We start from the raw sequence: 22964 nt of genomic DNA, 5'->3' as shown, positions 1-22964 counted from the left end.
GGGATGGGGAGGACGGACGTGCCGGCGCTGGAGACCATGACCCTGGAGGTGGCGGGCCGGGTGGCGCGCGTCGCCTTCACCCGCCCCGACTCCCTGAACAGCCTGACCCACCGGGCGCTCGACGACCTGGAGGCCGCGCTCGACGCGGTGGAGGCCGACCCGGAGGTCCGCGTCCTGATCATCGGCGGGACGGGCCGCGCCTTCAGCGTGGGGCTCGACCTCGCACTCCTGGACGAGGCGTTCGCCGACGCGGCCGTCTGGGAGCGGGTCGCGAACCGGCTCGCCGCGCTCACCCTGCGGCTGGAGCGGCTGCCGGTGCCGGTGATCGCCGCGGTCAACGGGCTGGCCCGGGCCGGCGGCTTCGAGCTGCTGCTCGCCTGCGACCTGGTGCTGATCGCGGACTCGGCGCGGATCGCCGACGCGCACGCCGAGTTCGGCGTCGTCCCGGCGGGCGGCTCCACGGCGCGGCTGCCCCGGATCGTCGGCCGCCAGCGGGCCAGGGAGATCTTCCTGACCGGCCGGTGGATCCCCGCCGCCGAGGCGGTCGAGCTCGGCATCGCGCTGCGGGCCGTCCCCGCCGGGGAGCTGGCCGCCGCAGCGGACGAGCTGGCCGCCGCGCTCGCCGGCCGGTCCCGCGACTGCATGGCCGCGATGAAGCGGCAGCTCGCCGCGGCCGAGGGGCTCTCCGCCGCGGAGGCGGTCGTGCCGGAGATCGAGGAGTTCGTCGCCTACGTCACGCCGCCGGACTCCGACGGGCAGGAGGGCTTCCGCGCCTACCGCGAGAACCGTCCGCCCCGCTGGGCCTGACGGCCCGGCCGGCCGGGCCCGCCCGGCCGGTCAGGCCTCGCGGTAGGCCCCGCGGATGTGCCGCAGGTGGTCGCGCATCGCCGCGCTCGCGGCCTCGCCGTCGCCCGCCTCCAGCAGCTCGGTGATCCGCTCGTGCTGCTCGTCGACCTGCGCCCAGAACTCGGCGGGCGACTCGGTGTTCAGGAACCGCGTCCGCAGGACGTGGAAGACCGGCTGGGTCATCATCGTGAGCAGCCCGTTGCCGGTCGCCTCCATGATGATCCCGTGGAAGTGCCGGTGCTCCTGGAACTTCATGCTCCGGCCCCGGGAGCGCTTCTCGCGCTCCATCGCGGCGTGCAGCCCGTCGATGTGCCGCTGCTCGCGCCGCTCCGCCGCGACGGCGGTGGCGGGGACCTCCAGCATCTCGCGGGCCTCCAGGATGGCGGCGAGCGGCAGGGCGTCCGAGCCGGACATCAGCCCGATCCCGGCCTCCAGGAAGTCGCTGATCTGGCCCGGCTCGATGTGCGAGACGAACGTGCCGCCGGTGGTGCCGCGCACCGTCCGGACCAGGCCCTGGGAGGCCAGCACGCGCAGCGCCTCGCGGACCGTGCTGCGGCTGACCCCGAAGTTGCCGCCGATCTCGCCCTCCGGCGGGAGGCGGTCGCCCGGGGCGAGCGAGCCGTCCAGGATCAGCTCCCGCAGCTGGTCGGCGACCTGCTGGTAGGCCGGGCGCAGCCGGCTGACCGGCAGCGCGCTCGTCGTCGCGGCGCCGGAGCGGCCGGAGGTGCTGCCTTTGGTGCTGGACACGTCGTCGTCCCCCTGGTCGGGCCTTCGTGCTGCTGGATATCGAGTCGGGAACTCCGCGCCACCGGGACTCACAGCATGGTCGAGCATACATCAGACATCATGCGTGACCGGTCGCGCCGCCCTCGGCGGCGCTCGTGCGCGCGGACGGCGCCCCGGCATCCTCGCAGCCTTTGCGAGGTGGGCCGGATTATACGTCCGACACTGCGGGACGGTGGTTCCCACCAGGGCGGTGACGCCGGTGGACTCGCCCCGTGTCACCCGCTCCTGTACGCTTATCCATCGAATCCGCAATACATCAGACTTTACGGTCTCGGTGGTCCCGTGACGGTGACGGAGGTCGGGTAAGTGTTCGACGGCATCGACATCGTGGTCCTCCCGGTGGCCGACACCGGACCGCTGCGCGAGCTGTACGTGGACCTGATGGGCTTCGAGGTCGTCGAGGACGGACCCGTCCGGGACGCGGACGTCCGGGCCCGCCTGTGGGACCTGCCCCTGCCGCCCGCCGAGTCGGTCCTGCTGGGCAAGCCCGGAAGCAGGGGCGGGTGGATCCGGCTGGTCGGCGTGCCCGGCCTGCCGGCCCCCGACCCCGCCGGCGTCCCCGACCGTCCCGGCGCCTACGCGCTGGACTTCTACCTGCGCGACCCCGCCGCCGCCGAGGAGGCGCTCGAGGGGCGCGGGTGGACGTTCGTCGCCGGCCCCGTCGACTACCTCCTCCCCGGCACCGACCACCCGGTCAGGGAGCGCATGCTCGACCAGACCCGCTCGGGGCTGCGGCACGCGTTCGTCCAGTACCGGGAGGGCCGGACGCGGTGCGTCCTCGGCGAGCGGCCCGAGGAGGACGTCAGCGAGGTCAACGCCGTCGTGTTCGCCACCGGCGACCTTCCCGGCGCGCGGGCGTTCGTGACGGACGTCCTCGGCGGCCGCGTCTACTTCTCCGGCCGGTTCGACGGCCCCGCGGTCGAGCGGCTGCTCGGCCTCCCCGCGGGGGCGGGCTTCGACGCCGCCATCGCCCGCGGACCGGCGTCCCGCAACGCCCGCCTGGAGTTCATCGAGCACATCGCGCCCGCGGCGCCCCGGCCGCCGCACTCCTACCCGAGGGTCGTCGCGGGCTGCGCGGTGGACGATCTCGACGCCCTCGCCGCCCGCCTCGCCGGCGGCGGGCACGGCCGGTCCACCGGGATCGTCGAGACCGCGGACGGCCCCCGGCTCGGCCTGCGCTCCACCTACGGCGCCGGCTTCGAGTTCTGGCGGCGCTGACCGCCCGCTAGCGGCCATGGGCCGCGAAAGTGGTCATGGCGCTGACCAGCGCGCCGTCCCGGCCGGGCGCGGCGACCCACTGCAGGCCCATCGGCAGGCCCCGGCCGTCGACGCCGAGCGGCTGGGTGCCGCACGGGAGCGCGGCCAGATTCGCCAGGACGTTGTAGCGCAGGTGCGCCTCCGCCATCGCGACCTCCGTTCCGCCGACCGGGACCATCCCGTCCGCGACGGCGTCGGCGCGGGGCGCGACGCACGGCATCGTCGGCATCGCGAGCAGGTCGACTCCGGACAGCGCGGCGAGGGCCTCGCCGCGCAGGACGTGCCGCACCCGCTGCGCGCGCACGTACGCCCCGGCGGGCATCTCGTCGGCGAGGTCGAGCATGGCGCGCACGTCCGCCCCGAACAGCGCGTCCCCGCCCGACGCGCGCCGTTCCCGGTGGTAGTCGAGGCACTCCGCGAGGATGATCGTCATGCCCGCGGCGACGGCCGCCCAGCCGTGCGGGATCTCGACCTCCACGACCTCGCCGCCCAGGTCGCGGACGGCGGCGAAGGCGCGCTCGGCCGCCGCGCCGACGTCGGGATCGATGGGCTCGTCCAGCGTGCCGCGCGGCACGCCGACCCGCAGGCCCGCGAACCCGGCGGGCCGGGCGCCCCCGTCCGCGGGGGCGACGACGCCGAGGGCGGCCGCCGCGTCGGCGAGGCCGCCGGGCGTGGCGGCGATGAGGCCGACCCGGTCCAGCGACCACGCGAGCGGCAGCACGCCGTCGCCGGGCAGCCGGCCGGGCGACGGGACGAGGCCGGCCGTCCCGCAGTAGGCGGACGGGATCCGCACCGAACCGGCGGTGTCGCTGCCGAGGGCGAGCGGCACGTGCCCGGCGGCGACGGCCGCCGCCGAGCCGCCCGACGAGCCGCCCGGGATCCGCGCGGTGTCGTGCGGGTTGCGGGTCGGGGGCGTGGTGCCGCCGAACGCGTACTCGTGCGTCGTGGTCTTGCCGACGATCACGGCGCCGGCCCGCCGGAGGCGCGCCACGCATCCCGCGTCGGCCGCCGGGACGCGCTCGCGGCCGGGCCCGGAGAGCTGCCGGGAACCGCCGCCGGTCGGGAGCCCGGCCACGTCGATGAGGTCCTTCACGCCGACCGGGACGCCCCGCAGCGGCCGTCCGTCCGGCACGCGCCCGGCCTGGGCTCGGGCCCCGTCGGCGTCCACCAGGGTCCAGGCCCGGATCTCGCCGTCGGTGGCGGCGATCCGCTCCAGCGCCCGCTCCACCAGGTCGTCCCGCCCTGGCCCTCCGCCGGACGGGACGGGCAGCGCGGTCCCGGCGGGAGGGTCGGCCTGGAAGAGCGCGCCGGGCAGGCCCGCCTCCTCCAGCGGGATGCGGTAGAGCCGCTCCAGGTCGGCGCGCAGGGGGCCGCCGGTGAGGGGCGCCCCCGTCGCCGCGTCCATCACGCCCCCAGGTAGGCCGACCGGACGACGTCGTCGCCGGTCAGCTCCTCGATGCTCCCCTCGACCACGACCGAGCCCTGCCGCAGCAGGTAGCCGCGGTCGGCCAGTTCGAAGGCCAGCGGCGCGTTCTGCTCGATGAGCAGGATCGACAGCCCGCCCGCGCGCAGCGCCGCGAGCGCGTCGAACACCTCGCCGGTGATCTTCGGGGAGAGGCCCATGGACGGCTCGTCCAGGATGAGCACCTCCGGCTCGGCCATCAGCGCGCGGCCCACCGCCACCATCTGCTGCTCGCCGCCGGACATCGTGGACGTCTGCTGGCCGGCGCGCTTGCGCAGCACCGGGAACAGCTCCATGACCTTCTCCAGCCGCTCCGCCACGACCGCCTTCGGCACCTTCCCGTGGTAGCAGCCGAGTTCCAGGTTCGTCCGGACGGTCTGCTCCACGAACAGGTGCCGTCCCTCCAGGACGCTGCCGACGCCGCGCGCGACGGCCTCGTGCGGTCGCCTGGACAGCGGCTCGCCGTCCACCAGCAGCGCGCCCTCCGCCGGGCGGTACAGCCCGCCGGCGACGCGCGCGAGCGTCGTCTTGCCCGCGCCGTTCGGCCCGATGACGCAGACCGCCTCGCCCCGGTCGACGTGCAGGTCCACGCCCCGCAGCGCGCTGATCGCCCCGTACCGGTAGACGACGCCGCGCGCCTCTAGCAGCGGCCGGTCCCGCTCCTGCGGCTTGGCCTGCGCCATCAGTCCTCCTCGCCCGTGGGAACGGGAATCTCGACGTCCGCCGCCCGGTGGTGCCTGCCGCCCAGATAGGCCTCCAGGACCGCCGGGTCCTCGGTGACCTCCGCCGGGGTGCCGCGCGCGATCACCTTCCCGAAGTCGAGCACCGTGCAGGTCTCGCAGACCGCGTGCACGAGGTCCATGTGGTGCTCGACGAGGATCACCGTGGTCCCCGAGTCGCGCATCTCCCGCAGCATGTCCGCGAGCTCGTGGCGCTCCTGCGGGCTGAGCCCGGCGGCGGGCTCGTCCAGCAGGACGACCGCGGGGTCGGCCACCAGCACCCGGGCGAGCTCGACCCGGCGCTGCAGCCCGTACGACAGCGCCGTGGCGGGCTCGTCCGCGAGCGCGTCCAGCGACAGCCGGGCGAGGACGTCCTCGACCCGCTCCCTGGCGTGCGCGGGCCCGGTCGTCGTCCGCGCCGCGATCGCCAGGTTCTGCCGGACCGACATGCTGGAGAACAGCCGGACGGTCTGGAACGTCCGCACCAGCCGCGCCCGCTTGACCAGCCGGTGGCTCGGCCAGCGGGTGACGTCCTCGCCGCCGATCAGCACCGCCCCGCTCGACGGGCGCTGCAGCCCGCTCAGGACGTTCAGCAGCGTCGTCTTCCCCGCGCCGTTCGGGCCGATGATCCCGTGGATCTCGCCCTTGGCGACGGAGAAGCTCACGTCCGACACGGCCGTCAGCCCGCCGAAGCGGCGGGTGATCCCGCGCGCCTCCGCGGTGCCCGGCGTCCGGGTTCCCGGCGTCCTCGTCCCCGGCGTCCTCATTCCGGCACCTCCGTGATCACCGCACCGGCCCCCGGCCGGCGGCGGACCCACCGGGACCGCGCGGTGCGGGCGAGCCTGCCCAGCCCGGCGAGCCCGTCGGGCAGCAGCGCCATGAACGCGATGACGACCATCCCGAGGACGGTCAGCGCCCACGAGCCGCCGCCGGGCACCTCCGAGATCAGCCAGGTGACCAGGGCCGCGCCCAGCACCGCGCCGTAGATGTTGCCGAGGCCGCCGAGGATCACCATGACGAACAGCTGCAGCGAGACGGCCGTGGAGAACAGCGACGGGTCGATGGCGGTCTGCAGCGGGGCGTTGACGCCGCCGGCCAGCGCGCCGATCCCGGCGGAGATCGCGAACACCTGCACCTTGCGGGCGGTGATGTTCACCCCGGCGGCGCGGGCGGCGACCTCGTCGTCGCGGAGCGCGGCCAGCTCCCGGCCCATCCGGGCGGACAGCAGCCACCGCGATCCGAGCAGCACCAGGATCAGCGTGACCGCGACGAGCAGGTACTGGTCGCGCGGGTCCAGCAGCCGGTGCCCGAAGATCTCCGGGAACGGGATCGGGGCGTACCCGTTGGCGCCGCCGAGCGGGCCCGGCAGCATCAGGAACGCGTGGATCGCGGTGCCGACCGCGAGGGTCGCCATCGCGAGGTAGTGGCCGCGCAGCCGCAGCGCGATGTAGCCGACCAGGACCCCGATGACCAGCGCCAGCAGGACGCCGAGGACCAGCGCGGGCAGGAACGCCATCTCCCGGTCCAGCATCAGGTAGGCGGTGCCGTAGGCGCCGACGGCCATGAACCCGGCCTGGCCGAGCGCGAGCTGCCCCGCGCCGCCGATCGTCATGGTCAGCCCGACCGAGGCGATGGCGGCGACGCCGATGTTCACGCCGAGGGCCAGGTCGGTCGCGCCCGGGTTCGTGAACGCGAAGCCGATCAGGAGCACGGCCGCCACGACGGTCGGGCCGAGGTGCCGTCCGGCCCGGCCGGTGAGGGCCCGGTACGGCGGCAACCGGCCGGGCGGGGCCGTGTCGGGCGAGGCTGTGTCAGGCAAGGCGCTGCCTCCTCAGGCCGAACAGGCCGTTCGGCATCACTAGCAGGATGACGATCAGGGCGAGCAGCACGATCGGGTCGACGTAGCTGTTGGGGATCACCGCGGCCAGCTCGCTCTCCAGCACGCCGAGCAGCACCGCGCCGACGAGGACGCCCCGGGTGCTGGCGAGGCCGCCGAGCACCGCGCCGGTGAAGCCCTTCAGCGTCAGCGCCGTGCCGAGCGTCCCGCCCGCGAGGGTGATCGGCGCGACCAGCACGCCGGCGAGCGCGGCCAGCCCGAACGCGAGCGCGAACGCGATGGCGCGCATCCGCGAGACGTTGATGCCGACCGCCGTGGCGGCCAGCGGGTCGGTCGCCGCGGCGACCATGCCGCGGCCGGTCCTGGACCGTCCGAGCAGCGTCGCCAGCCCGATCCCGACGGCGAGGACCACCGCCCAGATCAGCAGGTCCTGGTAGCCGATCCGCACGTCGCCGAGTTCGACGGCGCCGCCGTGCACGGGCGGGAACGGCTTGCCGTCCGGGCCCCAGACGATCTGGCCCCCGTTGGCGAACACCAGCGTGATCCCGACGGTCGCCGCGATCGCGGCGATCGGGCCGTTGCCCCGGGTCGGCAGGATCACGATCGCGTCGTAGGCGATGCCGAGGACGATCCCGGCGGCCAGCACGATCAGCGCGACCAGCAGGATCGTGGACAGCCCCCGGTTCACCAGGGTGAGGCCGATCAGGCCGCCGATGATCACCTTGTCGCCCTGGGCGAAGTCGATGACCCCCGTCATCTTGAAGACGAGGTGGAAGCCCAGGGCGACGAGCGCGTAGATGGCGCCGAGCGTGAGACCGGAGACGAGAAGGTCGATGATGCGCACGGGCGGGTTCCTTAGGGGCGGACGGTGGCCGGGCCGCCGCGGGCCCGGCCGCCGTCGTCTGCTGCGGGACGTCGGCTGCCGCGGACGGGGTCAGCCCGCGTCCGGGGCCGCGTACTTGCCGTCCTTGAACGTGACCGGCTTGAAGGCGTCGGCGCTGGGACCGCCGTGGTACTTGTCGGTGTAGGCGAGCGTGCCGATGATGCTCTTGTAGTTCAGCGACTCGATCGCCTTGGAGATGTCGTCGCCCTTGTAGGACGCGGCCTTCTCGATGCCCGCGGCCGCGAGCTTCACCGCCACGTAGGCGTACGCGCCGAGAACGGTGGCCTCGTCGCCGAACTTGGCCCGGTACTCGTCGAGGAACTTCTTCGTGTCGGGCTCGGGGGCGCCGTAGTTGACCGCGGTCAGCGAGACGACCTTGTTCGCCGCGGGGCCCGCGGTCTCCGGGATGAAGTCGGCGGAGTAGGTGAGGTCGCCGATGATCTGGCCGCCGTAGCCGGTCGCCCCGACGTTCTTCAGTACGAGGGCGTCGCTGGAGCCGCCGGCGCCGTACAGGAAGATCGCGTCGGGCTTCTTGCCCGCCGCCTTGCCCGCCTGCGCGGTGAAGTCGAACTTGCCGGGGTCGAAGCCCTCGGAATTGACGATCGAGATCCCGGCGGCCTTTGCGGCGTTCGAGACGTCGGAGTTGCCCGCCTGGCCGTACGGGTTGTTCGCCCAGATGATCGCCGCGGTCTTGACGCCCTTCGTCTTGGCGTACTCGACCATGGCCTCGGAGTTCGCCTTGCCCGGCAGCGGCGTCTCGAAGACGTGCTTGGTGCCGTTCGCGACGTCCGGCTGCGCGACGAGCAGGATCTGCGTGACGCCGTACTGGTCGGCGAGCGGCGCCACGGCCTTGGCGTTCGCGGAGATGCCGGGCCCGATCACGATCGGCACCTTGGTGTCGGTGGCGAGCTTCTTGAACCCGGCGGTGGTCAGGTTCACCGAGCCCTGGTCGTCCACCTCCTCCAGCTTGAGCTTGCGTCCCTTCACGCCGCCGGCCGCGTTGATCTCCTCGACGGCCAGCCGCATGCCCTTGGCCTCCTGCTGCCCGACCGCGCCGAGAGCACCGGTGGTCGAGTTGAGGACGCCGATCGTGTAGGTGTCTCCGCTTGAAGCATCTGACGTATCCGAATCGGACGACCCGCAGGCGGTCGCGGTCAGGGCCAGAGCGGTGAGGCCGGCGACGACGATCGCACGGCCGCGCATGGCTGCTCTCATGGTGTCTCCTTGATGATCGCCTCGGTCGGGCGAACGGGACACCCCCCGCCGGAGCCGGGGATGAATACGTCAGAGTTTGCAGGACGGAGTCCGGCCAAGACAAGTCCTTCACGGGCTTTCTTCCTGCTGGAAAGGGGTCGACCGGGGGCCGGGCGGTGACCTAGGGTTCAATACATCAGGCTTTTACATCCAAGTAACGCGTCCGGCATCGGGCCGGACCCATCACGGGAGGCCAGCGTGCGTCCGACACCCTCGGCGGCGGAGCTGGAGGAGCTGCGCGAGTCCGTCCTGCGGACCTGCCGCGACTTCGGGCACGAGTACTACGTCCGCGCGTCCGACGCCGGCGACAACGCGCGCGGCCTGTGGCGCGCCCTCGGCGGCGTCGGCGCCCTCGGAGCCGGCATCTCCGCGGAGTACGGCGGGGCCGGCGCGGGCGTCGAGGCGCTCGCCGCGGTGGCCGAGTCGATCGCCCGGGCCGGCCTGCCGCTGATGCTCATCGCGCTCTCCCCCGCCGTCTGCGCGACCATGATCGACGGCTTCGGCTCGCCCGCCCAGAAGGCGGAGTGGCTGCCGGGCCTCGCGGACGGCTCCCGCGTCCTCGGCTTCGCCATCACCGAGCCCGACGCCGGCTCCAACACCCACAACATCCGCATGCGCGCCCGCCGCGACGGCGGCTCCTGGGTGCTGTCCGGCCAGAAGTACTACGTCTCGCACGTGGACAACGCCGACGCGCTCCTCACCGTCGCGCGCGCCGAGGACGGGCTGAAGGTCTTCATCGTCCCCACCGGCGCGCCCGGCCTCACCGGTCAGCCCATCGCGGTCGAGATCCTGTCACCGGAGCGCCAGTACAGCGTCTTCTACGACGACGTGCGCCTGGACTCGTCCGCCGTGGTGGGCGCGGACGCGGGGATGGCCGTCCTGTACGCGGGCCTCAACCCCGAGCGCATCGTCAGCGCCGCGCTCCTGAACGGCATCGCGCGCTACGCGATCGACATCGCCGCGGCCTACGCGCGCGAGCGCACCGTGTGGAGCGTTCCGATCGGGGCGCACCAGGCGGTCTCGCACCCGCTCGCGCGCGCGGAGACGGCCCTCACCGCGTCCCGGCTGCTCACCGAGTCCGCCGCCCGCGCCTTCGACCGGGGCGAGACCGGCGGCGTGGAGGCGGCGATGGCGAAGCTCACCGCCTCCGAGGCCGCCTCCGCCGCCCTGGACGCCGCCATGCAGACCCTCGGCGGGAACGGCATGTCCCGCGAATACGGCCTCGCCACCCTGCACGGCCTGGTCCGCCTCTTCCGGATCGCCCCGGTCAGCTCCGAGATGCTGCTGAACCACGTCGCGCACAAGCGCCTGTCGCTGCCCAGGTCCTACTGATGCGCGTCCGGCGCGAAGGCCCCCTGGTGAGGGCGACGCTGTCGCGGCCGCCGGTGAACGCGCTGGACTCGGCGGCCTACCGGTGGCTCACCGAGACCTGCGCGGCGATGCGCTCGGACGAGTGCCTGCTGATCGACGCCACCGGGCACGTCTTCAGCGCCGGGCACGACCGCCGCGAGCCCCCCGCCGGCGAGACCCTCGCCACCGGGGTCGCCGCGCTGGCCGCCGTCCTGCGCTGCCGGGCGCCCGTGGTCGTCGCCGCCCAGGGCCCGGCGATCGGCGCCGGGGCCCTGCTCCTGGCCGCCGCCGACGTCCCGATCATCGCGTCCGACGCCTGGGTGAGCGTGCCCGAACTCGACGTGGGGGTCACGGTCGGGCAGGCCGTCCTCCGCCGCCTCCTGCCGCCCGCCATGGCCAGCCGCGCGTTCCTGACGTCCGAGCGCATCCCGGCCGCGCAGCTCGCCGCCGCGGTCGTCCGCCCGCCGGAGGACGTGGCCGGGGCCGCGGCGGACGCGGCGGCGGCCGTCCTCCGCAAGTCCCCCGCCCTGGTCTCCCTGGCCCGCCGCACCTGGGGGGAGCGGGAACGGGCCGCGACCGCCTACGAGGCCGAACTCGCCGCGTTCCAGAGCCGCCCGCGGGACGTCTGAGCCGGTCATGGCCCCCGTTCGGCGGCGAGTGCCGCCACCGGGCGCGGGTAGCGCCATGGGATGACGACCTCAGAATCCACCGCCGAACGCTTCGAGTTCGCCTTCGATCCCCGGCTGGCCCGTCCGCTGGCACTGCTGGGGATCCGGCCGGACACCTGCCACCTCACGCTCTCCCCGTCCGGGCTGGAGGCCCGCTACGGCCCCTGGCGGGTGCGGACGCCCCTGGACAACGTCGCCGGCGCCGAGACCAGCGGGCCGTACAGCGTCTGGAAGGCCATCGGCGCCCGCGTGTCGCTCGCCGACCGGGGGCTGACCTTCGGCACCAACGCCAGGCGGGGCGTCTGCGTCCGCTTCCACCGGCCGGTCCGGGGCATCGAGCCGACCGGCGTGCTGCGCCACCCGGGGCTGACCCTCACCGTCGCCGACCCGGCCGCGGTCGCCGACCGCCTGCGGCGGCTGTCGGCCGCCACGCGGTAGCGGCGGGGACGGCCGCTTCAGCCGCGGCGCGGGGTGACGAGGCCCGACTCGTAGGCGAACACCACGAGCTGGGCCCGGTCCCGTGCCCGCAGCTTGATCATCGACCGGCTGACATGCGTCTTCGCGGTGGTCGGGCTGATCACCATGTGGGCGGCGATCTCGTCGTTGGACAGGCCGCGGGCCACCAGTGCGGTGACCTCGCGCTCGCGGTTGGTCAGCACGTCGAGTGCGTCGGGCGCGGGCCCGGGGCGGCGCGCGACGTACTCGCCGATCAGGCGGCGGGTGATCGCGGGAGACAGCAGCGCGTCGCCCCGGGCCGCGACCCGGACGCCCCGCAGCAGGTCGGCGGGCTCGGTGTCCTTGACCATGAAGCCGCAGGCGCCGGCGCGCAGCGCGTTGAAGACGTACTCGTCGAGGCCGTAGTTGGTGAGGATCACGACGTGGACGCCGCCCAGCCGCTCGTCGGCGGCGATCAGCCGGGTCGCCTCGATGCCGTCCATCACCGGCATCTGGATGTCGACGAGGGCGACGTCCGGCCGGTGCTCGCGGACGCGCGCGACGCCCTGCTCGCCGTCCGCGGCCTCGGCGACCACCTCGATGTCGTCCTCGATCTCCAGCAGCGCGCGGAAGCCGCCGCGGATGAGCGCCTGGTCGTCCACCAGCACGACGCGGATCACGACGGCTCCCCCAGGGGCAGCTCGGCGCGGACGGTGAAGCCGCCCTCGGCGCGGGGCTCGGCGCGCAGCCGGCCGCCGAGCGCCGCGACGCGCTCGCGCATGCCGAGCAGGCCCGTGCCGGGTACGGGCGGCGCGTCCGGGTCGGCCTTGCCGTCGTCGTCGACCTGCACGACCAGTTCCGCGTCCGCGTAGTCGACGCGCACCGCCGCCGCCGCGCCGCCGGAGTGCCTGGACACGTTGGTGAGCGCCTCCTGGACGATCCGGTACGCGGCCCGGTCCACCTCGGCGGGCAGGTCACGCCGCATGCCGGAGACCGTGACGGTGGCCGGCAGCCCCGTCGAGCGGGCCCGCTCCACCAGGTCGCCGAGCCGGTCGAGCCCGCTGGGCCCGTCCGCGCCGTTCGCCTCGCCGCCGGAGTCGGCGCCGGAATCGCGCAGCACCTCCAGGGTGGCGCGCAGCTCGCGGATGGCGTCGCCGCTGGCCTCCTGGATGGCCAGCAGCGCGGGCGGCACGTCCTCGCCGCGCTTGCGCGCCACATGCACGGCCACCCCGGCCTGGACCTTGATGATCGAGATGCTGTGGGTGAGCGAGTCGTGCAGCTCCCGGGCGATGCGCAGCCGCTCCTCGCCCGCGCGGCGCCGGGCCGCCTCCTCGCGGGTGCGTTCGGCCTCGGCGGCCCGCCGCTCGGCCTCCTCCAGATACGCCTGCCGGTGCCGCGTCACCGTCGCCGCCACCGAGGCCGCCACGAACCAGCCGAGCAGCAGCGAGGTGTTCTCCAGGTCCTCCAGCGCCCCGCCGGAGCCGGGCAGGTTCACCGCCAGGTCGGCGCCGAGGAAGGCCGCGGCCGCCAGCGCCGGGGCCAGCCGGTGGCCGGCCTGGACCGCGATGAACACCGCCACCAGCACCGGGAAGACCGCCGACGGGCCCGGCTCGACGCGCACGCTCACCGCGAGCATGCACGCCGTGCTGACGATCAGCGTCGCCAGCGGCGCCCGCTCGCGGAGGATGAGCGCGGACGAGCCGGCGAGGACGAGCACGAGGTCCACCGCGCCGGAGCCCGGCGCGGCGAGGACGAAGACCAGCGGCAGGACGGCCACCACCACGACGCGCAGGAGGTCCCGGGCGAGCGGCCGCAGCCGGTCGATGAAGCTCATCTGCGTAGATTAGGACGCCTTTGCGGCCCCGGACCTCCGCCGCACGTCGCAATCGGCGGCTACTCCCGGCGGAGTAGCCGGGCCGATCCTGCTCCCCGGGTGCCGCGCGCAAGAGTCTTCCCGGGCACGACGACCGGCGGCCGGCGCGAACATGACGATGTCCGGCATGCAAACGATCCGAGTCAAGAACGGGCCGCCGCGCGACGCCGGCCCGGAGAGCCGCCGGCCCGGGGTCACGCTCGCCGTGGTGGCCGTCGTGCAGTTCATGGTGTCGCTGGATTTGTCGGTCGTGAACGTCGGGCTCCCCCGGATCGCCGCCGGGCTCGGGTTCGGCGCGGTGGGCGTCACCTGGGTGATCCACGCCTACGCGCTCACGTTCGGCGGGCTGCTCCTGCTCGGCGGGAAGGCCGCCGACCGGTACGGGCGCAAGCGCGTCCTGCTGGCGGGGCTGGGCCTGTTCGGGCTGGCCTCGCTCGCCGGCGGTCTCGCCCAGGAGCCCGGCCACCTCGTCGCCGCCCGCGCCGCCCAGGGCGTCGGCGCCGCCGCGCTGGCCCCGGCCGCGCTGGCGCTGCTGGCCACGGCGTTCCCGGCGGGCAGGGCCCGGGTCCGGGCCTTCGGCGTGTGGAGCGCGGTGAACGCCGCCGGGGGCGCCCTCGGCGTCCTGATTGGCGGGCTGCTCACCGAGTACGCGGGCTGGCGGTGGGTGATGTTCGTGAACGTCCCGATGGCCGCCGCCGCGCTGGCGCTGGCCCGGCGGGGCGTGGCCGCCGAGGCGCCCGCGGCCCGCGGCGGCCGCCCGGACGTCCTCGGCGCCGTCCTGGCCACGGCGGGCATGACGCTGCTGGTGTTCGGCGTCGTCCGCACCGACCGCCACGCGTGGGCCTCGCCCGTCACCCTGACGACCCTGGCGGTCGCCGCCGCGCTGCTGGCCGCGTTCCTGCTCGTCGAGCGGACCACCGCCCGTGAGCCGCTCGTCCGGCTCGGCCTGTTCGCCAACCGCTCGGTCGCCGGCGCCAACGCCTTCAACCTCCTGGTCGGCGCGGCCATGGCCGCCGCCTTCTACTTCGTGTCCCTGTACCTGCAGCGGGTGCTCGGGGCGGGCCCGGCGCTGGCCGGGGCCGAGTTCCTGCCGTTCGCCCTCGGCGTGGTCGCCGGTTCCGTCCTCGCCGTGAAGCTCGGCTACCGGTTCGCGCCGCGCACGCTCCTGGTCATGGGCGGGCTGCTGACCTCGGCCGGATTCGCCTGGTTCGGCATGATCAGCCCGGACGGCGGCTACGCCGCCGACGTCCTCGGCCCCGCGGTCGTCGCCAGCGTCGGCATCGGGCTCTGCCTCGCCCCGGTCGTCTCCACCGCCACCACCGGCGTCGCGCCCGGCGAGACCGGCACGGCCTCGGCCCTGCTCAACAGCTCCCGCCAGATCGGCGCCTCGCTCGGGCTGGCGGCCCTCGGCACCGCCGCGCACGGCCGCACCGGCGGGAGCGCCTCCCCTGCCGCCCTCAACGACGGGTACGCGCTCGGCCTGACCCTCGGCGCCGGACTCCTGCTGGCCGCCGTCCTCATCGCCCTCACCGTCCTGCCCGGGACGGGCCCGCCGGCCCAGGCCGGCCAGGCCGGCCACCGCAGGCAGGACGTCCCGGCATGACCGCCGCACCGATCGACTGTTCACGGCCGCGTCGTCCGCCGTGGCCGCCGCTACGCCGGCCACTGGGACGTCTCCGTGCCGGCGGGCTCAGGTGAAGGCGATCCGCCCGGCGATCACGGTGCACCGGACGGCTCCCGCGCCGGGGGAGCGCAGCGCCTCGCCGAGCGGCGTGCGGAGCAGGACCAGGTCGGCGGCGGCGCCCGGGCGGACGCGCCGCGGCGGGCCGCCCGGATCGTCGGCCGCCGCCAGGTACGCGCCGAGCGCGGTGGACGCCGGGATCGACTCGCCCGCCCCCACGACCGCGCCGGACCTCGCGCGCCGCCGTACCGCGGCGTCCATGACCAGCCAGGGGTCGAGGGGCCCGTAGGGCGCGTCGCTCGACAGCGCGACCCGGACGCCGGCGTCCAGCAGGCGGCGGCAGCGGTAGAGGTCGCCGCGGTCGGCGGCGGGGACGTCGCTCAGGTAGTCGTCGCCCCGGTCGGCGATGAACCCCGGCTGCGTCACGACCCGCAGCCGGAGCTCGGCCAGCCGGTCGATGACCTCGGGCGGGACGAGGGCGGCGTGCTCGATCCTGTCCCCGTCCCGCACCCCGGCCTCGGCGAACGCCGCCAGCAACAGCAGCAGCGCTTCGCGGGTCACGCAGTGGACGGCGACCGCCCGGCCGCACTCGTGCGCCGCCCGGACGCGCTCCGCCAGCGCGTCCAGGCCGGGCAGCCCCGAGTCGGCCAGGACGATCTTGTACGGGCCGGCGGTCACCCGCGGGTTCCGGCTCTGCCGGGGCTCCAGCGGGCTCCCCAGCAGGTGGACGCGCTGGGGGAGCTCTCCGGCCTCGATCGAGGCGACCGCCTCGGGGGCGAGGCCGGGCGTGGCGTCGGTGACGCCGGTGATGCCGAACCGCGCGAGTTCGCGTCCGATGGCGCTCAGGTCGGCGGGGCGTCCGGCCGGTATCCGGTCGCGCAGCCAGGCGTCCGCTCTCCAGAGCCGCCCCGTCGGGTGCCCGCGCGCGTCGCGCTCGATCCCCGGATGGTCTCCCGAGGCGAGCCCGGCCCTGAGGACGGCGGCGGTGTTGAGCGTCCACAGGGCCCCGCTGCGGTGCTGGACCCGCACCGGGACGTCGGCGCGCAACGCGTCGAGGGCGGCGGCGTCCAGGTCACCGGCGACGCGTTCGACGTATCCGACGCCCCGGACCCAGCCGCTCTCATCGGGCGGCGCGCCGCGCAGGGCCGCCGCGAGGCCGGACGGACCGCTGACCGCGGGCGGCCCGCACAGGGCCGAGCGGCGCCACGCCCAGAGCGCGTGAAGGTGGAGATGGTGGTCCCACAGCCCCGGGATCAACGCCGCCCCACCGCAGTCGACGACCTGCTCGCCGCGCCCGCGCGCGAGATCGCGGCCGGTTTCGGCGATGACGGCGCCGATGACGCGGACGTCAGTCCGGCCGAGCCCGGCGACCTCGGCGTCCCGGAACAGGATCCCGCTCATCGGGCGGCGAGCCCCAACTCGCGCAAGACGGCCGAGGTGTCGGCCCCGGGGGCGGGTGCGGTGCCGCTCGGCGTCCGAGCCATCGGCCGCGCCACCGGGACGGGGCCGGACTCCGTCTCGAACGCCCAGCCGTCGCGGTGCGGGAAGGCCACCGTGCTCGGGGACGGCGGTCCGGGCGTGAGCGTCGACGCCACCACGTCCGTCATCGAGACGTCCCAGAGGACGCCGCCGCCGGGGGGCGCGGTGGCGGCGAGGACGGCGGCCGTGAGGCCGGTCAGCGGGTCGGCGATGGCGTCCCCGCAGAAGAGCGGGGACAGGCCCGCGCCGCGGCACACGAGCCCCGCCCCGGCGGCGACGTCGTCGCCGAACCCGACGCGCTCGGACGCCCGGCCGCACGCGGTGATCGAGATCCACCGCGTCCCGGCGGCGACGGCCGCCTCGGCGTCCAGGCCGAAGCCGGCGAGCGCGCGGGAGCGGGACGCCTCGATGACGATGTCGGCCGCGTCCACCAGCGCCGCCAGCGCCCGCCGCCCGTCCGCCGCGGCCGGGTCGAGGACGACGGAGCGGTGTCCGGCGTGCAGGAGGTCGTAGAACCCGCGGTCGCCCCGGCGGGCGCCGTCCGGACGGCTCGGCGTCTCGACCTTCACGACGCGCGCACCCGCCAGGCCGAGGAGGTGGGCGCACAGCGGCCCGGCCCACAGCGCGCTGAAGTCGGCGACCAGCGCGCCCTCGACCGGGCGGGGAGCGAGCGGCTCCGGCGGGGCGACCGGCGCCGCCGGCGGCCGGACGGGCGCGGCGGCGACGCCGAGCAGGGCGGCGCGCTCGGCCAGTTCCGCGCCGGTGCGGTCACGGAGCCACGCCTCGACCGCCGGCCACGGGTCGTCCCCCACCTCTTCGCAGACGAGGGCGCCCAGCAGGGCCGGGTCGTCGGGCCGTGCGCAGGACACGGCGGCCCAGCCGTCCGCCGTGGGCAGGAGGCGGCAGGCGCCGCCCGCGGACACCGTCCCCCGCCGGCCGTGCCCGGTGAACGCGGCGCGCTCGGACAGCAGGCGCGCGCCGTCGAGACGGGGCGCGCCCGTCAGCGCGGCGAACCGCGCGGCCAGGTCGCGGGCGGCCGCCGCGCCCCGCCCGGGCGGCAGCAGGGGCGGGCCGTCCGGACGGCCGGACAGGGCGGCCGCGCCGCTCTCGGCCCAGGCCGCCGCCGCGTCGACTCCGGCACGCATGATCCGACCCTACTCAGGGCGAAAGGGTGGGAACCTGGTACGTGTGAGTTCGGACGGCGGCAAGGCGACGCTTCCCCCGGCCCTGGGCAGGCCGCGCGTGACCTCGCGCGCCGCCCTGGAGCGGATGGCCTTCGAGCTGTTCGCCCGGCAGGGCTTCGAGGAGACCACGGTCGACGACATCGCCCGCGCCGCAGGGATCGCGCGGCGCACCTTCTTCCGCTACTTCTCCTCCAAGAACGATCTGGTGTGGGGCGACTTCGAGGGGCACCTGCAGAGGCTGCGCAGGCTGCTGGACGAGGCCGACCCGGGCATCCCGATGATGGACGCGGTCCGCGCCGCCGTGGTCGAGTTCAACCATTTCGACCCCGTGGACGTCCCCTGGCACCGGCAGCGCATGGAGCTGATCCTGGGCGTGCCGACGCTGCAGGCCGACGCCACCCTCCGGTACGCCGCGTGGCGGGGGGTCGTCAGCGGCTTCGTGGCCGGGCGCACCGGCCTGCCCGCGTCGGCGCCGCCGCCCCGGCTCACCGGCTACGTCGTCCTCGCCGCCGCCGTGTCCGCCTACGAGCAGTGGCTGTCGAGCGAGACGCCGCCGCCGCTCTCGGACCTGCTGGACGAGGCGATCAGGCACGTGGGGGCGGGTCTGGCGAGCATGCTGGACGAGGACGCGTCCGCCTAGCGGGCCCCGCGGACGCGGCTCAGCCGAGCTCGCGGCGGATGACGTGGGCGATCACCTCGCCGATGAGGACCGCCGTCGCGGCGGGCCCGCGCAGCGGGGCGGTCGGCAGGACGGACGTGTCGGCGACGCGGAGCCCCGCCACGCCGTGCACCCTGCCGTGGGAGTCGACGGCGGCGGACGGGGCGCCGGCGGGCCCCATCGGGACGGTGCCGCAGGTGTGCTGGGCCGTGCCGAGGCGGGTCCGGATCCAGCGGTCGAGCAGCCGGTCGTCGTCCAGCGTGGCCGGGCCGGGCTCCACCAGCCCCCGGGACACCGCGCCGAAGGCCGCGGCGGCCACCACGTTCGCCGCCGCCCGTACCGCCTCGCGCATCCGGCGCCGGTCGGCCTCGGCGCCGAGGTAGCCGTAGTCGATCCGGGGCGGAACGCCGGGGTCGGCCGAGACGGTGCGCAGCCCGCCGGTGCGCCGGGGCGTCTGGACGGACACGAGGAACGGCAGCGGCGCGCCGGGCGCCGAGGCCGTCCCGCCGAGCAGCCCGTCCAACGGCACGAGCGACTGGAGGACCTCCAGGTCGCCGGCCGCGTTCCCGCCGGACGAGCGCAGGTGGAGGGCGCCGCCGAGCCAGGAGCCCGACGGCTCGTCCATCGGCCGCCAGGGCGTCCACTCCACGACCGCCTGCGGATGGTCGCTGAGCGCGGCCCCGACGGCCGGCAGGTCGTGGACGACGGGGACGCCGATCCGGGCCAGGTCGCCGGCCGGGCCGATGCCCGACAGGTGCAGGAGGTGCGCGGACGCGAAGGCGCCCGCGCACAGCACGATCTCCGGCGCCTCCACCAGGGCGCTCCCGGCCAGGACGCCGGTCGCCCGGCCCCGCTTCACGACGACCGACCGCACCGGGCGGTCGCCGACGACCGTGAGGTTCGGCCGGCCGGCCGCGGCGCCGAGCAGGTAGGCGATCCCGGTGTTGATCCGCCGGCCGTCCGCGGTGTTGGTCGGCAGCGGCCCGAATCCGGGCGGCTCCTGCGCGTTCTTGTCGGGTTCATCCGGATGGCCCAGTTCGCGGGCGGCGGCCTGGAACGCGGCGGCGGCGGGGTGCCGCAGCCGGGTGCGGGAGACGGGAACCGGCCCCCGGCCGCCGTGCAGCGGGGTCGCGCCGTGGTCGAGGTCCGTCTCCAGGGCCCGCATGAAGGGGAGCACCCGCTCGTAGGACCAGAGGCCGTCGCCCGCGTCCGCCGCCCAGCGGTCGAAGTCCTCTCGCCGGGCCCGGACGAAGTAGCCGCCGTTGACGGTGGTCGAGCCGCCGAGGTACCGGCCCCTGGCCGCCTCGTAGGGCAGGTCCGGCGCCAGGCGGGCGGGGTGGAAGCGGACGGCCGCGCTCCCGCGCCGCGCGCCCGGCACGCCCAGCGCGTCCAGCAGTTCCGGCGGGAACGCGGACCGCGCGGCGGGCGCGGGCCCGGCCTCCAGCAGCAGGACCTCGCGTCCCGGGTCCTCGCTGAGGCGGGCGGCCAGGACGGCGCCGCCGCCGCCCGCGCCGACGACGATCACGTCAGGACGGCGCGCGCCGCGTCCCACCACGTCGCCCACCCCGTCTTCCTTTTGACACTCGATGCATTTAGTATCGCGGACAAGCGGCACGACCGCACCCCGTCCGGTGCGGCCGATGGCGCGCGACGGCTAAGGAGGATCCATGGACAACGCCCCCGACCGTGAGGCCGAGAGCCGGGCCGACGACACCGCGGACGAGCTCGCCGCGGCGGAGTCGCTGATCGAGGAGGTCTCGATCGACGGCATGTGCGGCGTCTACTAGGCCGCGCGGCGATCTCATGCCCGGGATCGACCTCGACCGCGCCTGGGACCTGCACCCGCAGGTCTCGGTGCGGCCCGAACCCTTCGGCGCGCTCCTCTACCACTTCGGCACCCGCAAGCTGTCCTTCCTGAAGGACCGCCGCCTGCTGGAGGTCGTCCAGACCCTCGGGGACGCGCCCACCGCCCGCGCCGCCTGCACGGCGGCCGGGGTCCCCTCCTCCGACCTGGCCCGCTACACCGCGGCGCTGGCCGCCCTGGTCCGGTCGCGGATGGTCGTCGAAAGGACGCCATGACCACCACCCGATCCGCGCCCGCCGAACCCGCGCCCGGGACCCGCCTGGTCGACCTGTTCGAGCACGGGCTCGACGCGCCGATCTGCCTGACCTGGGAACTCACCTACGCGTGCAACCTCGCCTGCGCGCACTGCCTGTCCAGCTCCGGGCGGCGCGACCCGCGCGAGCTGAGCACCGCCGAGGCCAAGGCCGTCATCGACGAGCTGGAGGCCATGCAGGTCTTCTACGTCAACATCGGCGGCGGCGAGCCGACCGTCCGGTCCGACTTCTGGGAGCTGCTGGACTACGCCACGTCCCACCACGTGGGCGTGAAGTTCTCCACCAACGGCGTCCGCGTCACCCCGGACGCGGCGCGGCGGCTGGCCGCCAACGACTACGTCGACGTGCAGATCTCCCTGGACGGCGCGACCCCCGGCGTCAACGACGCGGTCCGCGGCCCCGGCTCCTACGACACCGCGATGCGCGCGATGCGCAACCTGCGCGACGCCGGCATGAAGAACTTCAAGCTGTCGGTCGTGTGCACCCGGCACAACATCCCGCAGATGGACGAGTTCAAGGCCATCGCCGACGAGTACGGCGCGCAGCTGCGGCTGACCCGGCTGCGCCCGTCCGGCCGCGGCGCCGACGTCTGGGACGAGCTGCACCCCCTCCCCGAGCAGCAGCGCGAACTGTACGACTGGCTCGTCGCCCACGGCGAGGACGTCCTGACCGGCGACTCGTTCTTCCACCTGTCCGCCTACGGGCAGGCCCTCCCCGGCCTGAACCTGTGCGGCGCCGGACGGGTCGTCTGCCTGATCGACCCGGTCGGCGACGTGTACGCCTGCCCGTTCGCCATCCACGAGGAGTTCCTCGCGGGCAACGTCCGGCGGCCCGGCGGGTTCGCCGGGGTGTGGCGCGAGTCCGAGCTGTTCCAGAGCCTGCGCGAGCCGCAGAACGGCGGGGCCTGCACGTCCTGCGCGTTCTACGACACCTGCAAGGGCGGATGCATGGCCGCCAAGTTCTTCACCGGCCTGCCGCTGGACGGCCCCGACCCCGAATGCGTCCAGGGCCACGGCGAGGCGCTGCTGGCCCAGCGGCCGGAGGACCGGGCGGGCATCCCCAAGCCGTCCGCCGACCACTCGCGCCGCACCGCGCCCCGCCGTCGCGGACCCGTGCCGGTGCGGCTCACCCGCCGCCCGGACCTCGACCGTCCCCCGGTGAGCGACTGCGCCGAAGACCCCCTCGCGGGGCTGCGGCTCAGCTGACCCACGTCCGATCCCTACCCGGCGGGGGCCGCGGCCCCCGCCGACCCCTGGCTTGGAGACACACCGATGCCCTTGAAGAACCCCTGGTTCGAGACCGTCGCCGAGGCGCAGCGCAGGGCCGAGAAGAGGCTGCCCCGCATGGTGTACGGGGCGCTCGTCGCCGGGTCCGAGCGGGGCCGGACGGTCGACGGCAACACCGGCGCGTTCGGCGAGCTGGGCTTCGCGCCCCGCGTCGCCGGACACCACGCCGACCGGGACCTGTCGACCACGGTGATGGGCGTCGAGACCTCGATGCCGGTGCTGATCTCCCCCACCGGCGTCCAGGCCGTCGACCCCGAGGGCGAGGTCGCGGTGGCCCGCGCCGCCGCCAACCGGGGCGTCATCATGGGGCTCAGCTCGTTCGCCAGCAAGCCCGTCGAGGAGGTCGCCGCCGCCAACCCGAACGTGTTCTTCCAGATGTACTGGAGCGGCGACCGCGACACCATGGTCGAGCGCATGGACCGCGCCAGGCGGGCCGGGGCCAAGGGGCTCATCGCCACGCTCGACTGGTCGTTCTCCAACGGCCGCGACTGGGGCAGCCCCACCATCCCCGAGAAGATCGACTTCAGGACCGCGGTGAAGCTGGCGCCCGGCGTCCTGCCGCACCCCGGCTGGCTGTGGCGGTTCGCCCGGACCCGGCGCATCCCCGACCTCACCACCCCCAACCTCAAGCCCGCGGACGGCCCGGCCCCCACCTTCTTCGGCGCCTACGGCGAATGGATGCAGACCCCGCCCCCCACCTGGGAGGACGTGGCGTGGCTCCGCAAGGAGTGGGGCGGCCCGTTCATGCTCAAGGGCGTCACCCGCGTCGACGACGCCAGGAAGGCCGTGGACGCCGGGGTCACCGCCCTGTCGGTCTCCAACCACGGCGGCAACAACCTCGACACCACGCCCGCCACGATCCGGGTCCTGCCCTCCATCGCCGCGGCGGTCGGCGACCAGGTCGAGGTGCTGCTGGACGGCGGCGTCCGGCGCGGCGGCGACGTCGCCAAGGCGCTCGCGCTCGGCGCCCGCGCCGTGCTCATCGGCCGCGCCTACCTGTGGGGCCTGGCCGCCAACGGGCAGGCCGGGGTGGAGAACGTCCTGGACATCATGCGCGGCGGCCTCGACTCCGCCGTCCTCGGCCTCGGCCGCGCGGGCGTCGCCGACCTGCGCCCGGACGACCTGGTCGTCCCGCCCGGCTTCGCCCTGACGCTCGGCGGCGAGGCGCCCGGCGCCCCGGCGGGCTGA

The 22964-nt window shown here is 75.4% G+C and carries 23 protein-coding genes; 11 read left to right on the top strand and 12 right to left on the bottom strand.

Translation table 11 applies throughout. The features are described from left to right. Positions 1–18: 18 nt before the first annotated feature. On the top strand, positions 19–807 hold the full coding sequence (locus tag SM611_RS23410) for an enoyl-CoA hydratase/isomerase family protein (RefSeq protein WP_371952034.1): 789 nt from the start codon (positions 19–21) through the stop codon (positions 805–807). A gap of 30 nt (positions 808–837) precedes the next feature. On the opposite strand, the gene SM611_RS23405 is transcribed toward SM611_RS23410, so the two are convergent. Next, positions 838–1593 carry a FadR/GntR family transcriptional regulator gene (locus SM611_RS23405; protein WP_371952033.1) on the bottom strand — a complete coding sequence of 252 codons (756 nt, stop codon included), beginning with the start codon at positions 1591–1593 and terminating at the stop codon, positions 838–840. 345 nt (positions 1594–1938) lie between these two features. On the opposite strand from SM611_RS23405, the gene SM611_RS23400 reads away from it, so the two are divergent. Next, the gene (locus SM611_RS23400; protein WP_371952032.1) at positions 1939–2850 is read left to right on the top strand and encodes a VOC family protein; all 912 of its coding nucleotides are present in this window, start codon (positions 1939–1941) and stop codon (positions 2848–2850) included. A 7-nt stretch (positions 2851–2857) separates the two neighbouring features. Here SM611_RS23400 and SM611_RS23395 read toward each other — a convergent pair whose 3' ends face one another. The 6 genes from SM611_RS23395 to SM611_RS23370 form a co-directional block, all read right to left on the bottom strand. Beyond that, positions 2858–4294, bottom strand: coding sequence for an amidase (locus SM611_RS23395; protein WP_371952031.1), 1437 nt, complete (start codon positions 4292–4294; stop codon positions 2858–2860). Continuing rightward, positions 4294–5034, bottom strand: a complete 741-nt coding sequence (locus SM611_RS23390; protein ID WP_371952030.1) for an ABC transporter ATP-binding protein — start codon at positions 5032–5034, stop codon at positions 4294–4296. The genes SM611_RS23395 and SM611_RS23390 overlap by 1 nt, the downstream gene beginning before the upstream one ends. Further along, on the bottom strand, positions 5034–5837 hold the full coding sequence (locus tag SM611_RS23385) for an ABC transporter ATP-binding protein (protein ID WP_371952029.1): 804 nt from the start codon (positions 5835–5837) through the stop codon (positions 5034–5036). Before SM611_RS23385 ends, SM611_RS23390 begins: the two co-directional genes overlap by 1 nt. Continuing rightward, positions 5834–6889, bottom strand: coding sequence for a branched-chain amino acid ABC transporter permease (locus SM611_RS23380; protein ID WP_371952028.1), 1056 nt, complete (start codon positions 6887–6889; stop codon positions 5834–5836). Before SM611_RS23380 ends, SM611_RS23385 begins: the two co-directional genes overlap by 4 nt. Further along, positions 6882–7751, bottom strand: coding sequence for a branched-chain amino acid ABC transporter permease (locus tag SM611_RS23375; RefSeq protein ID WP_371952027.1), 870 nt, complete (start codon positions 7749–7751; stop codon positions 6882–6884). Before SM611_RS23375 ends, SM611_RS23380 begins: the two co-directional genes overlap by 8 nt. A 90-nt stretch (positions 7752–7841) precedes the next feature. Continuing rightward, positions 7842–9005 (bottom strand): ABC transporter substrate-binding protein, encoded by a 1164-nt coding sequence (locus SM611_RS23370; protein ID WP_371952026.1) that lies wholly within the window; start codon positions 9003–9005, stop codon positions 7842–7844. A gap of 237 nt (positions 9006–9242) precedes the next feature. Between SM611_RS23370 and SM611_RS23365 the strand changes: the two genes are divergently transcribed. Genes SM611_RS23365 through SM611_RS23355 form a run of 3 tightly spaced genes read left to right on the top strand, consistent with a single transcriptional unit; the run spans position 9243 to position 11500 of the window. Then, positions 9243–10376: an acyl-CoA dehydrogenase family protein gene (locus SM611_RS23365; RefSeq protein WP_371952025.1), complete on the top strand. Its 1134-nt coding sequence runs from the start codon at positions 9243–9245 to the stop codon at positions 10374–10376. Beyond that, positions 10376–11023 carry an enoyl-CoA hydratase/isomerase family protein gene (locus tag SM611_RS23360; RefSeq protein ID WP_371952024.1) on the top strand — a complete coding sequence of 216 codons (648 nt, stop codon included), beginning with the start codon at positions 10376–10378 and terminating at the stop codon, positions 11021–11023. Before SM611_RS23365 ends, SM611_RS23360 begins: the two co-directional genes overlap by 1 nt. 60 nt (positions 11024–11083) lie before the next feature. Then, positions 11084–11500: a hypothetical protein gene (locus SM611_RS23355; RefSeq protein ID WP_371952023.1), complete on the top strand. Its 417-nt coding sequence runs from the start codon at positions 11084–11086 to the stop codon at positions 11498–11500. A 17-nt stretch (positions 11501–11517) separates the two neighbouring features. Here the strand turns inward: SM611_RS23355 and SM611_RS23350 are convergent, their stop codons facing one another. Continuing rightward, positions 11518–12177, bottom strand: a complete 660-nt coding sequence (locus tag SM611_RS23350; RefSeq protein WP_371952022.1) for a response regulator — start codon at positions 12175–12177, stop codon at positions 11518–11520. Further along, positions 12174–13331, bottom strand: coding sequence for a sensor histidine kinase (locus tag SM611_RS23345; RefSeq protein ID WP_371952021.1), 1158 nt, complete (start codon positions 13329–13331; stop codon positions 12174–12176). Before SM611_RS23345 ends, SM611_RS23350 begins: the two co-directional genes overlap by 4 nt. Before the next feature lie 166 nt (positions 13332–13497). Here SM611_RS23345 and SM611_RS23340 point away from each other — a divergent pair, with 166 nt between their 5' ends. After that, positions 13498–14973: an MFS transporter gene (locus SM611_RS23340; protein ID WP_371952020.1), complete on the top strand. Its 1476-nt coding sequence runs from the start codon at positions 13498–13500 to the stop codon at positions 14971–14973. A gap of 87 nt (positions 14974–15060) precedes the next feature. On the opposite strand, the gene SM611_RS23335 is transcribed toward SM611_RS23340, so the two are convergent. Both SM611_RS23335 and SM611_RS23330 read right to left on the bottom strand, forming a co-directional pair. Next, a complete protein-coding gene (locus SM611_RS23335) occupies positions 15061–16452 on the bottom strand; it encodes an amidohydrolase family protein (protein WP_371952019.1) in 1392 nt (463 codons plus the stop codon). Beyond that, positions 16449–17675: a CoA transferase gene (locus tag SM611_RS23330; protein WP_371952018.1), complete on the bottom strand. Its 1227-nt coding sequence runs from the start codon at positions 17673–17675 to the stop codon at positions 16449–16451. Before SM611_RS23330 ends, SM611_RS23335 begins: the two co-directional genes overlap by 4 nt. A gap of 43 nt (positions 17676–17718) precedes the next feature. On the opposite strand from SM611_RS23330, the gene mftR reads away from it, so the two are divergent. Then, positions 17719–18354 carry a mycofactocin system transcriptional regulator MftR gene (gene mftR / locus SM611_RS23325; RefSeq protein ID WP_371952017.1) on the top strand — a complete coding sequence of 212 codons (636 nt, stop codon included), beginning with the start codon at positions 17719–17721 and terminating at the stop codon, positions 18352–18354. A 19-nt stretch (positions 18355–18373) separates the two neighbouring features. Here mftR and mftG read toward each other — a convergent pair whose 3' ends face one another. Further along, a complete protein-coding gene (mftG, locus tag SM611_RS23320) occupies positions 18374–19936 on the bottom strand; it encodes a mycofactocin dehydrogenase MftG (protein ID WP_371952016.1) in 1563 nt (520 codons plus the stop codon). Positions 19937–20039: 103 nt separating this feature from the next. On the opposite strand from mftG, the gene mftA reads away from it, so the two are divergent. From mftA to mftD, 4 genes are all read left to right on the top strand, one after another. Continuing rightward, positions 20040–20159, top strand: a complete 120-nt coding sequence (mftA, locus tag SM611_RS23315; protein WP_371952015.1) for a mycofactocin precursor MftA — start codon at positions 20040–20042, stop codon at positions 20157–20159. A gap of 16 nt (positions 20160–20175) precedes the next feature. Next, positions 20176–20451: a mycofactocin biosynthesis chaperone MftB gene (gene mftB / locus SM611_RS23310; protein WP_371952014.1), complete on the top strand. Its 276-nt coding sequence runs from the start codon at positions 20176–20178 to the stop codon at positions 20449–20451. Next, a complete protein-coding gene (mftC, locus tag SM611_RS23305) occupies positions 20448–21695 on the top strand; it encodes a mycofactocin radical SAM maturase (RefSeq protein ID WP_371952013.1) in 1248 nt (415 codons plus the stop codon). The genes mftB and mftC overlap by 4 nt, the downstream gene beginning before the upstream one ends. A 66-nt stretch (positions 21696–21761) precedes the next feature. Further along, entirely contained in the window at positions 21762–22964 is a 1203-nt protein-coding gene (gene mftD / locus SM611_RS23300; protein WP_371952012.1) for a pre-mycofactocin synthase MftD, read from the top strand.

It is taken from the genome of Actinomadura monticuli, from assembly GCF_041463655.1.
GTDB classification, from domain to species: Bacteria; Actinomycetota; Actinomycetes; order Streptosporangiales; family Streptosporangiaceae; genus Spirillospora; species Spirillospora monticuli.
This window is presented reverse-complemented; position numbering and strand designations above follow the sequence as displayed.